The organism is Neobacillus sp. K501, from assembly GCF_053749995.1.
The window spans coordinates 325,760-338,663 of record NZ_JBSLYA010000004.1; the positions used below are offsets into that span (position 1 = coordinate 325,760).

At 40.0% G+C, this 12,904-nt stretch carries 10 protein-coding genes; 4 read left to right on the forward strand and 6 right to left on the reverse strand.

Going from position 1 to position 12,904, the window contains the following annotated elements; translation table 11 throughout:
- Nucleotides 1-278 precede the first annotated feature (278 nt).
- Complete coding sequence (gene nfsA, locus ACWM35_RS12215; protein WP_454818744.1) at nucleotides 279-1,022, reverse strand: oxygen-insensitive NADPH nitroreductase; 744 nt, start codon at nucleotides 1,020-1,022, stop codon at nucleotides 279-281.
- 196 nt (nucleotides 1,023-1,218) lie between these two features.
- Between nfsA and ACWM35_RS12220 the strand changes: the two genes are divergently transcribed.
- The 3 genes from ACWM35_RS12220 to ACWM35_RS12230 all read left to right on the forward strand — a co-directional run bounded on the left by ACWM35_RS12220 (nucleotide 1,219) and on the right by ACWM35_RS12230 (nucleotide 4,764).
- A complete protein-coding gene (locus ACWM35_RS12220; RefSeq protein ID WP_454818746.1) occupies nucleotides 1,219-3,243 on the forward strand; it encodes a YhgE/Pip family protein in 2,025 nt (674 codons plus the stop codon).
- Between the two features lie 130 nt (nucleotides 3,244-3,373).
- Complete coding sequence (locus ACWM35_RS12225) at nucleotides 3,374-3,937, forward strand: helix-turn-helix domain-containing protein (RefSeq protein ID WP_454818748.1); 564 nt, start codon at nucleotides 3,374-3,376, stop codon at nucleotides 3,935-3,937.
- Nucleotides 3,838-4,764 (forward strand): IS3 family transposase, encoded by a 927-nt coding sequence (locus ACWM35_RS12230; protein WP_454818947.1) that lies wholly within the window; start codon nucleotides 3,838-3,840, stop codon nucleotides 4,762-4,764. The genes ACWM35_RS12225 and ACWM35_RS12230 overlap by 100 nt, the downstream gene beginning before the upstream one ends.
- A gap of 824 nt (nucleotides 4,765-5,588) precedes the next feature.
- Here ACWM35_RS12230 and ACWM35_RS12235 read toward each other — a convergent pair.
- The 5 genes from ACWM35_RS12235 to ACWM35_RS12255 all read right to left on the reverse strand — a co-directional run bounded on the left by ACWM35_RS12235 (nucleotide 5,589) and on the right by ACWM35_RS12255 (nucleotide 11,650).
- The gene (locus tag ACWM35_RS12235; RefSeq protein ID WP_454818750.1) at nucleotides 5,589-6,137 is read right to left on the reverse strand and encodes a DUF3231 family protein; all 549 of its coding nucleotides are present in this window, start codon (nucleotides 6,135-6,137) and stop codon (nucleotides 5,589-5,591) included.
- Nucleotides 6,138-6,340: 203 nt separating this feature from the next.
- On the reverse strand, nucleotides 6,341-7,138 hold the full coding sequence (locus tag ACWM35_RS12240) for a MurR/RpiR family transcriptional regulator (RefSeq protein WP_454818752.1): 798 nt from the start codon (nucleotides 7,136-7,138) through the stop codon (nucleotides 6,341-6,343).
- A gap of 26 nt (nucleotides 7,139-7,164) precedes the next feature.
- Nucleotides 7,165-8,349: a MalY/PatB family protein gene (locus tag ACWM35_RS12245; protein ID WP_454818754.1), complete on the reverse strand. Its 1,185-nt coding sequence runs from the start codon at nucleotides 8,347-8,349 to the stop codon at nucleotides 7,165-7,167.
- A gap of 79 nt (nucleotides 8,350-8,428) precedes the next feature.
- The gene (gene malX / locus ACWM35_RS12250) at nucleotides 8,429-10,015 is read right to left on the reverse strand and encodes a maltose/glucose-specific PTS transporter subunit IIBC (RefSeq protein ID WP_454818756.1); all 1,587 of its coding nucleotides are present in this window, start codon (nucleotides 10,013-10,015) and stop codon (nucleotides 8,429-8,431) included.
- A 138-nt stretch (nucleotides 10,016-10,153) separates the two neighbouring features.
- Nucleotides 10,154-11,650: a sensor domain-containing diguanylate cyclase gene (locus ACWM35_RS12255; protein WP_454818758.1), complete on the reverse strand. Its 1,497-nt coding sequence runs from the start codon at nucleotides 11,648-11,650 to the stop codon at nucleotides 10,154-10,156.
- A gap of 363 nt (nucleotides 11,651-12,013) precedes the next feature.
- On the opposite strand from ACWM35_RS12255, the gene ACWM35_RS12260 reads away from it, so the two are divergent.
- Nucleotides 12,014-12,844, forward strand: a complete 831-nt coding sequence (locus tag ACWM35_RS12260; protein ID WP_454818760.1) for a LysM peptidoglycan-binding domain-containing protein — start codon at nucleotides 12,014-12,016, stop codon at nucleotides 12,842-12,844.
- Nucleotides 12,845-12,904 lie beyond the last annotated feature (60 nt).

Here is a 12,904-nt window from a genome sequence, read left to right on the forward strand (position 1 = left end):
GGAACATAGTTCCATTTTATAGCGATAGTTGGGCTAAACAATTTTTTTCTGCACCCCTGGTCTAGGATATTTATTTTTAGATAATGGCAGCTAAATGACAGACACAGGATGGAAAGCTCTTCTAAGAAGTTATGTGCGTAGATGGAGGAAAACTACTAACCTACTGGAACACCACCTTCTAATCTGACTTGTTTTCTAAGAGTATTACATGTATCAACAGGAATATTACAATTATTATAAATTTTCAGAATTGATTTTGTAAATACTATTTATTATTTTTACTCAAAATTAAATCCCTGTTCTTTAATAAAGTCTTTTAAATGAACTCGCCTAGGCTTACTTAAATAGTGCGCCATTTGCTTTGTCCAGCCTTCGGTACGAGCGCCATTGGTCCTTCTGTTATAGTAGTCTGAAGAAATTTCTTCATAAACGGACAATCCTTCGACAATTTCCTCTTTTGATTGATATTGATTATAATGGACAACCGTATTCTTTGGGGTTCGAGGTTTTTGCCATGGTTCTTGGGCTGGGTAACCTAAACACATTCCCATAATGGGAATCGTATACGCCGGCAGTCCGAGAAGTTCTTTTACTTTACTAGGATTATTACGTATTCCACCAATCATGACTCCCCCTAGTCCAAAAGAGCGTGCCGCGATGAAGGCATTCTCTGCTGCCAAGGCTGTATCCACCGCCGCAACTAATACATTCTCAACCTCGTTCACTTCAAAATTCATATCCCACATTTCACTGGCTAAACTCAGTCGATAAAAATCAGCACAAAATACTAAAAAGATAGGACATTCTGATACATACTTTTGAGCTCCAGCGATCTCAGCAAAAATATTCTTTTTCTCCTGGTCATCGACAACAATAATGCTATAGGCCTGTACATGGTGAGATGAAGGTGCCCATTGTGCCGTTGCTAGAACCTCATCAAGTATATTTTGTGGAATGGGTTTGTCTTTGAACCTTCTAATCGATCGATGACTTTGGAGCAACTCTACTGTTTCATTTCGCATGTAAAAACCCCTTTAAAAGTTTAGTTTCTAAAAAATTCAGAAATTACTAAATTTTATACTATATTTAAAGTTGATTGTAAACAAGAAAATATTTCGACAAAACCATACAAAATCATTTCAAGTTTTGTTCTGGATAAAAACACTCGTAATTACAACAATATAAAATATTATGCTGTGAAATGGGTGTGTTTTTTCAATGGGCAAAATCCTGAGAATCTATATAACGGATTGGAAAAATATCTTTCGGGTTCCAACCGTAGTGTTATTGGTGGCTGGACTGACGCTACTTCCTTCCGCGTATGCCTGGTTCAACATCAAGTCGATGTGGGATCCGTACGGGAATACGTCCGGAATCATCGTTGCCGTTGCCAATGAGGATGAAGGGGCGGTCGTCGATTTAACGGAGCAGAAAATCAATGTTGGTAAGGTAACGGTTGATAATCTGAAAAAGAATAAGAAGCTTGGCTGGGTGTTTGTTGACAAGGACGAAGCAATCCGCGGCGTAAGAAATGGAGACTATTTCGCCTATCTCCTCATTCCGAAGGATTTTTCAAAAAACATGGTTAGTATTTTAGAAGAAGAGCCGAAAAAGCCGGAAATCATTTTTGGTGTTAATGAAAAAATCAATGCGGTTGCTCCGAAAATTACCACCACTGGTGCGACAGGTGTCACCGCACAAATTAGTGAATCTTTTACAAAAACGGTTGGCGATGCGATTTTCTCTGCTTTTTATAAAGCCGGGGTTGAATTAGAAAAGGATTTACCTTCGATTCTGTCGGTGGAAAACCAACTCTTCGAACTTGAAAATTCCCTACCGCTAATCGAAGAAATGGGACGGAAAGCAATAGAATTAGAAGGGAAACTTCCGGAAATTCGTGAAAAAGGTCAACAAATTATCGCCCTGGAACAGCGGATACCGGAACTCGAACAGGCGGGGGCAAGTGTTTTAAAAGTCGAGGAAAACCTGCCGCTTGTAAAAGATGCGGGTGAAAAGATCGTCTCGATTCAAGAAAGACTCTCAGACCTTTCCACCACCACCTCCATCATGAATGAGATGGAGACAACATTAACGGAAATCGAAACTCAAATAAAACAAGCGATGGATAGCATCAATCAATCGGAAACACCAACAAATCAGGAGCAATTGACGGCATTGTACAATGAATTATTAACCATACACGGAAACATTCAGAATGCCCGGGCAGGCTTACAGGAAAATGTAGATAGGATCAAAACGGGGTTGGCTACGGCTGCAGATTTTTTCAAAAATGATCTACCAACGATAGAACAAAAAATCCATGGGGCAGCGGATTTTGTCCGGAACGACTTACCGAAACTCGAGGCTAATATTCGGAATGCGGCCGATCTCATTCGCACTAAGCTGCCAGCGGTGGAGCAGGCTATCCATAAAGCAGCCAACTTTGCCAGAAACGATTTACCAGGATTCGAGGACAAAATACGGACCGCCGCAGATCGACTGCGAAAGTTTAAGAGCAGTGTCAATATCAATGAATTAATTCAATATTTAAAGCATGACCCGGAAAAGGAAAGCAGTTTTTTAGCAGAGCCTGTTCTATTAAAAACGAAGCGGATATTCCCCATTCCAAATTACGGTTCAGCGATGTCTCCGTTTTATACGATGCTGGCCCTTTGGGTGGGCGGGACACTTCTGGTGTCTTCGCTGAGAGTGGATGTGGAGGACGCGGAAAATCAATATAAAAACTACCAAGTTTATTTCGGCAGACTGTTAACGTTTTTGACCATCGGTATCCTTCAAGCGGTTATTGTCACATTAGGAGATTTATTTTTAATCGATACCTATGTTGTAGACAAGCTTTGGTTTGTTTTGCTAAGTATTTTCATCAGCATGGTATTTATTATCATGATTTATACGCTATGCTCCGTGTTTGGCAATATTGGAAAGGGCTTGTCGATTATCTTATTGGTGTTGCAGATTTCCAGTTCCGGTGCCACCTTTCCCGTAAGCCTAACCCCTGCCTTTTTCCAAAAGTTGCACCCATTCATGCCGTTTACCTATGCTGGCAGCATGCTACGGGAAACAGTTGGCGGAATGATTAAGTCAATCGTCGTACACGATGCCATCTACATGCTTATTTTTATGGGAATTTGCTTGCTTATTGGGATTGTTTTAAAGCCTTATTTAAGCGAGAAGATTCATCGGACGGCGGAAAGAGCTAGGTCTACTAAGATAATACCTTGAGAGAAAGGAATGGCATTTATCTAAGACTTCACACTTGGTGTTTTCACAGCAAATAAACATAAATTAAAGCAATGGAATTGTACTGCACCCCAAAAGTTAGAGTGAAATCTAATTTTTGGGGTGTTTTTTTATGGCTAAATATAGTGAACAATTTAAGTTAATGTTAGTCAAAGAGTATCGAGAAGGGAAATTGGGATATATCCTTTTAGCTAAAAAGTATGGTATGAAGGATAGTACACCAATTTTGAGATGGGTAAAAGTATACGAGAAATTCGGTGTGGAAGGTCTAATGAGGAAGAAACATAAGAAAACATATTCTGTTCAATTCAAGCTGGATGTATTAAGCTTTATGGAAAGAACAGGTGCTTCAGAAACTGAAACAGCCCTTAAATTTGGGCTAACAAACTCCCCTACGATAGCCTCATGGAAGAAGGCTTTTCTTGAAGGTGGTGCTGAGGCCCTGGATAGACCGAAAGGACGGCCATCCATGTCTGATAAAGCTAAGAACAGAAAAAATAAACACACCGAAGAAAAAGAAATGACTTACGAACAAAAATTGGAACGGGAAAACGAGCTTCTTAGATTAGAGGTGGAATACTTAAAAAAGTTGCGAGCTTTTCAGATGGATCCGGAAAGCTATCTCGAAAAGCACAAGCAGCGTTATCATTCGAACTCAAAGAAATCTTCAAATTAAAAGATATCTTACAAATAGTCGGTATTCCTGAGTCCTCCTACCATTATCATATAAAAATGATGAGGAAGGAGAATCCTGACCAAGAGTTGGAGGAAAGTATTCAATCCATTTTTGAAGAGAATAATGGGAATTATGGGTACCGTAGAATCAAACTAGAATTGAAAAATCGTGAAATCAAAGTGAATCATAAGAAGGTTCAACGGATCATGAATGAACTTGGTCTTAAAGGTGATAAGTTTAGAATAAAATCACGTAAGTATAGTTCTTACAAAGGAACTAATGGAACTGTTGCCAAGAATCGTATAAATCGTCGTTTTCACACAAATGTATGTCATCAGAAATTAACAACAGATATTACAGAATTCAAGTGTTCAGACAGTGTAAAACTGTATCTAAATCCAATCATGGATATGTTCAATGGCGAAATCCTTTCATATGGGATAAGTATGCGTCCGACCTTAGAATTAGCGCTCAAACCTCTCGAGGAAGCACTAGAAATTGTAAAAGATTCAGAGTTCAGAACTACTTTACATTCTGATCAAGGATGGCATTATCAACATAAGAAATGGGTAAAAACACTCAAGGAAAACAAGGTGTTCCAGAGTATATCTCGAAAAGGAAACTGTTTAGATAATTCGCCTATGGAGAACTTTTTCGGGTTAATAAAACAGGAAATGTATTATGGGGAAGCACTGTGCTCATTCGAGGACTTAAAAAAGAGAATTGAAGAATATATCAATTATTATAATAACAAGCGAATAAAACAAAAATTGGCTGGCATGAGTCCGGTTCAATACCGTATCCATACCAGCCAATTGGCTGCATAATATAAAACTCTAACTTTTGGGGGTCACATCAAATTCGCACATGAATTCTCATTGCTTTATTTATTGATATAAAATGTTTTCAAATGTTTTTGGGTTTATGATGATTCCAAGGATGATCGAGTCTGAATCAGTGGCTCATTAGGACAGGATTGGTTAATCTCCCATATAAATCGCGGAAATCTTTTTTTCGTGTTTCGGGCATTATAAACCTTTCATAATGACCGCGGAGCCTTTCCTTTTCGAATTTCAGGCATTATAAATCTTTCATAATGACCGCGGAGCCTTTCCTTTTCGTGTTTCGGGCATTATAATCCTTTCATAATGACCGCGGAGCCTTTCCTTTTCGTGTTTCGGGCATTATAATCCTTTCATAATGACCGTGGAGCCTTTCCTTTTCGTGTTTCGGGCATTATAAACCTTTCATAATGACCACGGAGCCTTTCTTTTTCGTGTTTCGGGCATTATAAACCTTTCATAATGACCACGGAGCCTTTCCTTTTCGTGTTTCGGGCATTATAAACCTTTCATAATGACCACGGAGCCTTCCCTTTTCGTGTTTCGGGCATTATAAACCTTTCATAATGACCACGGAGCCTTTCCTTTTCGTGTTTCGGGCATTATAATCCTTTCATAATGACCGCGGAGCCTCTTCTTTTCGTGCTTGGGGCATTATGAACTGCTCATAGTGACCGCGGAAACATCGTAACCTTCGCTTTTCAAACGGAGAAGAAGATAAAGCTTCAAGGACTGCAAATAACATAGTTAGGACCAACCGTACCATTACGGTTGGTCCTGTATTTTGTTCATACACCATCAAAATGCTTTTATTGACGCTGTGAACCAGGTGGAACGTAAAACGGGGGTACTTTAATCCATCCGCGTTTGCGCATTAAATGTTTTAATCTAGCTGCGAAAGCAAATTTTTCAGCTTGAAACTGAATAAACAATAAACCGACATCTGTACGAATCGATTCGGAGGCTGCACCTGCAGCACGCATAATTAAGCTAACGATTTTTAAAGACAATTCGTTTGCAATCACATCATCCGTTAATTTAACACCAAGAGGAATACTGTTAGGGTCTGCTACAGGCAAATCTTCAGGGGCAGGAGGTAAAGTAATTCCTTCCTTCACCATGAAATCATGTAGTCGTTCCCTTTGACTGGTCCCAAGTTTCATATCTTCTTCAAGTATTGCTTTTAGTTCTTCATCCGTTGTGGTATTTATACCTGCTTGAACAGATACTTTAGCTAATTCAAGCCCTGCTAAGTAAATCCAGCATGACATCACTTCTCCGACATGAAGAGGTTGATTTTCATCTTGAACGGTCAATGATTTCATTGCATCCATGACAGTTTCCCATATATTTAACATGTAATCCACTCCTAATCTGGAAGTTAATTACACATATTCTTTGTGTCATAGGATTTTTTATACAAGAATCCAGCAACATTGTTATAATTTCCTTTTCAGGAGTTACCTTAGCAGGCACCATTTTAGCAACACTAATTTGTAGAAGTCCTCTCCCTGTGACTAGATTAAGGGGTGTGGCAGAAACTGAAGCTAGTACCCAGACCTTAGTTCCTTCTGCTGTTCATTTTCCGATATTCTATAAGCAGTAAATCCAAAAACAGTTGAAACGGTGCTCGGGAGCACATATCAATATCATCAAGGTAGCAATGTTCGATAGGGGTGTAAAAAACAAAATCCGATAGCTCTGCCAAACGGTTAGATGGAGTTCCAACGAGAGATAGAATGGTGATTCCGCGTTCCTTTAAGATATGGGCATATTCTAAAATATGTAAGGTTTCACCACTATAAGAGACAAAAATGGCAAGGTCATCCGTTCTTAGGTTAAAGGCAGCACTACGCATGTCATCCCAATCCATGCGGGCCATGCTGCTTTTGCCTAACATGAGCAGTTTTTTCGAAGTATCCCAGCAAACAGAATAAGAATGGCCCATACCGAACCATTCTACATGTCTTGCCTTAACAATCATCGAAGCCGCTTTGTTCAGCTTCTCTTCATCGATTCTATTTAGTACTTCTTGGATATCTCTTTCATAACGTTTGACATGGGAAGATAAGGATTCTGAAATTCCTCGGTTTTCAACTGGAGCTTCTTCGCCAATGTTTAAATGTAACTGGAGTTTAAAATCCTGAAAGCCCTGAAAGCCAAGCCTTTTACATGTACGGCTGATGGTGGCCGTCGAAACGTACATTTCCTTTGCCGCCTCTTCTAGTTTTAAATGGATAAGCTTCTTCGGGTAACGGATGATATAGTCCAGAACTTGTTTTTCCAGTTGGCTCAATTGATCCCGATGCTGGATAAGCCGTTTCATAAAAGATTGCATATGATCACCTTTAAATGCCATGGATCAAGTTACCCTACCAAATCTAGCTACGATGTAAGAAATAGAACGGAGCGTTTGAGTCTTTCCAAACCTTCAATGACCTTTGATTGCGGACAACCAACATTCATTCGTAAGAAGACTCCTCTGTCCTCACCATAGACTTCACCAGACATGATTCCGACCTTCCCTACTTCAACGAGGGCTTGCTGGAGCTCCTGATTGGTCTTTCCAAGCTCCGTACAGTCAATCCATGCTAAATAAGTAGATTCAGGGATATGAAACTGGATAGATGGCAGTTCTTGATCAATGAATTCCTTCACTAATTTCATATTATTATACAGATAGGAACAAAGCCCATCAACCCACGGATCTCCCTGTCGATATCCTTCTATAATAGAAATTTCTCCAAAAATATTGGCGCTGGAAACTCCATCCCTGTATTTTAAAAGCTTCATAAAGCTTTCTCTCGTCTCTTCGTTAGGAATCAATAGATAGGATCCACCCAATCCGGGTGTATTGAAGGTTTTACTGGCAGATGAACAGATATAAATATTTTGGAGATCATCCGCTACACTGGTAATCGGAATAAATGGTTGGCCAGGATAGGTAATATCCATATGAATATCATCCGAAATAATCTTTACATCATTCTGGGCACACAGCTGGACGATTCTTTTTAACTCCTGCTCCGTCCATACCCTCCCCGTCGGATTATGGGGATTACAAAGCAATAAGACCTTAGCTTTTGAATGCGACAGCTTTTTTTCCAAATCATCAAAATCCAACTCATAACGTCCATTCATATAAAACAACGGGTTCGGAACAAGCTTACGTTTCGACTCGTTGATGACATGGAAGAAGGCATCATAGGCTGGTACCTGCATAATTACGTGATCATCTTCAACTGATAAAATCTCTATCAATCTTGCAATCGAATAAATGACACTCGGACTATAGATCACCCAATCCATTGAAACATCCGCAGAAAATCTTTTTTGATACCAACCGCTTATCGATGATTTATAGTCAGCATGGTTCCACCTCGTATAACCAAAAATCCCATGTTCCGTACGTTTTTTGATAGCCTCCATCATTTCCGTCGGACTTTGAAAGTCCATATCCGAGATGGAAAAAGGAAGTAAATCGTTAGATCCAAATCGATCCTCAATATAATCCCACTGGGTACAATACGTACCGATTCTATTAATCGTTTGATCAAAATGACGATTCATACTATCCCTCATTTTCACTATTTTTCTAGGTGTTTCATTACACGTTGTCTGTGGGGGATGAAAAAAGAGGATGAAATTCTCATCCACTCTTTTTCATTTGTGCCATCAGCTTATCCATTTCCACTCTCACATGGTTTACCTGTGGCCCAATCACCACTTGTACATTATGAGCATCTAACTTGATGACACCAAGTGCGCCATTTTTCTTCAATGCAGGTTCGTCTAACTTTTTCATATCATCGACAACTAATCGCAATCGAGTAATACAGTTATCGAGGGAGGCAATGTTCGCTGATCCGCCTAAAGCATTTAACAATTCTCTAGCCTGGTGACTAGTTTTCCCATCTTTACTGACTGGGGCTGTCGATTCATCCGTCTCCACTTGGTCTTCCCGCCCAGGAGTCTTTAAATTAAATTTGGTAATGGCATAGCGGAAGACCGAATAATAAATCGCAAACCAAATCGCGCCAACGACTAATACTAAATACCATTTGGATTCAGTTCCCTGTAGGATTCCGAAAATGAAGAAGTCTAAAATTCCCCCATCTGTATTCCCTATTTTTACATTTAAAAGGGCCATAATCATAAACCCTAGACCGGTTAACACCACATGAATTCCATATAAAGCCGGTGCAAGGAATAAGAATAAAAACTCAATCGGTTCTGTTATCCCTGTTACAAACGTAGCAATCACTCCAGAGATTAAAAGACCTTTAATTTTACTACGATTCTCCGGTTTTGCTGTGTGGTAAATCGCTAGAGCGACAGCTGGCAAACCAAACATAAAGGTTGGCATTTTTCCTTGTGAAAGAAAGGCTGTAGCCGATGCACTAATCGGCTCTCCGCTTTTCAGCTGCGCATAGAAAATATTGAGCGCACCTGAGATCGTCTCGCCGTTTACAACCATGGTTCCTCCGGCTTCTGTAAAACGAATCATTGCAACTAATATATGATGCAATCCAAATGGAAGGAGTAATCTCTCCCCGGCACCAAATAGGAATGGTCCAAATGCACCCGCGCTCGAAATCATTGAGCCAATTCCATTAATAATCATCGTAAACAACGGCCAAATCATTGGAATCACTAAACCAACAACAGACAGTACAATCGAAGTAATAATTGGAACAAATCTTGGTCCGCCAAAGAAGGCAAAGGCATTTGGCAGCTTAATCGTATGAAACTTCTGATGAAGCAAATAAACCGCTATACCAGCGATAATTCCGCCTAGTACCCCCATCTCGAGACTTTGAATTCCAAGAACCATTCCTTGTCCTTCTTGTCTCATCACATCTGCTGCGGCAAGCTGATCGGTTTCGGTAAGATAAAAATGAATCGATAAATGCATCATGATATAACCGATAAGACCTGCAAAAGCAGCAACACCCTTTTCATAGCGAACTAATCCAAGTGGAATCGCTACAGCAAATAAAAGTGGCAAATACGTAAACGCAAACCCACCAACCATTGAAAGGAACCGTAAACTTATCTGGATAATGTTATGGTCTAAAAATGGCAAGTTCTCAATCGTAGTCGGGCTTGTAAAAGAACTGCCGATCCCTAAAAGCAAACCCATGAATGCTAATAAAGCTACAGGAAGCATAAACGTCTTCCCAAGACCCTGGAAAAACTCCCACCCTTTAGAAGACTTCTTCATCTTTGTATTCATCACTAAACCCCCTTGATGTGGTTGTTGATCAACTATCATCACTTTACTTCCATAACAGCCAGTCCGCAACCGCTTTCATAAGGAATGTAGCGATATACAATTTTTGTACGTGAAATACAAACCGCCAAAAAGGAATGGTCAATAACCATTCCCTTTTGGAAAATCATCCATTTTTTTCGCCACCACTACTCGATTTCTCCCCATCTGTTTCGCTTTATACAAGGCTTGATCCGTCCATTTCATCAGTTCCTTATAATTGATTTCTGTTTCAGGAACGTTACCAACTCCCATAGAAACGGTAGTGGCTTTTCCAATCGGACTTATCGTCTCTGCTATTATCTTTCTTAATCGTTCCGCAATGGATTCGGCTGTAGATATATCAGTCGAAGGAAGAATAAGCAAAAATTCCTCTCCCCCTATCCGAAAGCACAAATCACTTTCCCTGGTTTCTGTTTTTATGATTCCAGCAAGAAACTTTAATACCTCATCGCCTTTTTGGTGACCGTACTCGTCATTCACCTTTTTAAAGTGATCGATATCTAATAAGATAATCGAATACATCTCCAACTCATGCAGAGATTTATCAAGGGATCGCCGATTATAAAATCCAGTTAGCGGGTCCAGATTGGATTCATATTCAACATCCTCCAGTTTTTTCTGATACGATTCAAAGGCCATAAGGAGGGCTCGTTTTAATTCTATTAACTCGTTGTACCAGTCGGGAATCTTGGGTATTTGTACCGATTCTTTTTTCGTTATTTTGCGTGCGTAAGACGCTAAACTTCGAATGGGATTGACTATTTTTTGAGCCAGTACATATGTTAGGATAAAACCAAAAACCATAAAAGGGATAATTGTAAGACAGACCTGTTTTGCATATTCCATAATCGGTCCCCATTCGGCTTTCTTTGGTGTTTGCGAAACAATCCCCCATTTTGTTGTCTCTTTTGCAGGCGCATAGCCAGCTAACATCGAAACTCCCTTTGAATTCACGATTTCTCGGCTTCCACTTTCCCCGTTAAGAACATGTTTCACCGCCATGTTTTCCATCACATTGTCATTAATTCTTTTTGCATTGGGGTGATAAATAATATTACCGATTGAATCAACGACGTATACATAGGAATTGGTTTCACTTTTCGGATGTTCTCCAAGCACTTCCTTGAGGCTATTATTCTCATATAAATGGATCGTTCCCGCAAGGAACCCTGCGTATGTACCATCCTCCTTAAATATAGGAACAGAAATGAGCAGGATGAGTTGACCTGTAATTCCGGTATAAGGCACTGAAATTAAGGGCTTTCTTTCTAATAAAGCCTCCTTAACACCAAGCGAATTTGGTATACTTCCTTCCAAGTCTAGCTTAGGTGCGGATGCGATAACTTTACCTGAAGCATCGACAAACCAAGTTGAATTAAAAAAGTCAGGCCCTTGCAATAGTTGATCTAACTTCTTATAAATGGCATTAGGATCAGTAGATAAAAATTCTTGATTTTTTGATGCCATCGTTAATTGATCGATCATATCTTTAAAAAGGGAATCGGTTGAAGCAGCAAGCTTCTTCGCATAAAATTCATTTTCACTTAAATAATTTTTCTCGATGTTATTCTTACTTACCAAAATACCTGAAATCACACTTCCTACAAAAGTGCCCACCATTGTAAAGGCCAATAATAGCAGAATTAAAAACTGTATATTTAATCTAAATCGTTTAATCTCATTTCACCAACTTTTTCAAACAATAAAGGTAAATTATAGATGAAATTTCTATACTTTGCTACATCATTATTCCCCTTAAATAGGACACTTATGAAGTCTATCCAGTACAGGAAAACCATCTCCCTGCGAAAAAGGGAGTTAGACGCCTCGAAATATTATTGTGATAAAGCTGTAAATGATGTTACTTAATTAACATCTGCCTGTTCTTTTTCTGAGAGTATTTCGTGTTATCATATCTCTAACAACTCAGGCGAATAAAAAAAGTTGGAGGTAATAGGAATGAAAAAACACGTATATTCAATGCTAGCAGCAGTTACAATCTCGGGTGCTATCGGTGCAACTGCCCAAGCGGAGGAAGTAGTGGTTAAAAAAGGAGATACACTTTGGGGAATCTCTAGAAATTATCAGGATGTTACCGTAGACGATATTAAAACATGGAACCAGTTATCTACTGATCTGATCCATCCAAATGACAAGCTTACTATTTTCATAGAAAAACAATACATAGTGCAACCTGGCGACACGTTATGGGACATCGCCCTTGCAAATGAGACAAGCGTAGAAGACCTTAAAGGATGGAACAACTTAAGTTCCGACCTAATCAGACCTGGCTTAAACCTGGTTATTCATCCAAATTCAAACGGTCAGCCGGCACAAACGGCTGCGGCCAACACGACAACAGAAGCTCCGGCACAAGAGTCGGCGAGCAACAACGTCATCGAGGCACCTGCTCCGGCTACGGCGCCTGCTCCAGCTCCGGCACAAGCACCGGCGGCAAGTACGACTACATCGGAAGCGGCGGCTCCTGCCGAAGCAGCGGGTAAAACCATCACCGTTACCGCAACGGCTTACACGGCTAATTGCGCAGGCTGTTCGGGAATTACCAGCACAGGAATCGATTTAAGAGCGAATCCAGATGCGAAGGTCATTTCCGTTGATCCGAACGTCATTCCACTAGGCTCGAAGGTTTACGTAGAAGGCTATGGAAACGCGATTGCCGGAGATACGGGTGGAGCGATTAAAGGAAACATCATTGATATCTTCATCCCAACACAAGAAGCAGCAGTGCAATGGGGTAGAAAACAAGTCAATGTGACGATATTAGACTAAAGAAGAGAAACCCGAATCATATGATTCGGGTTTCTTAGATTTGTAAGAGTGAAGCTATAG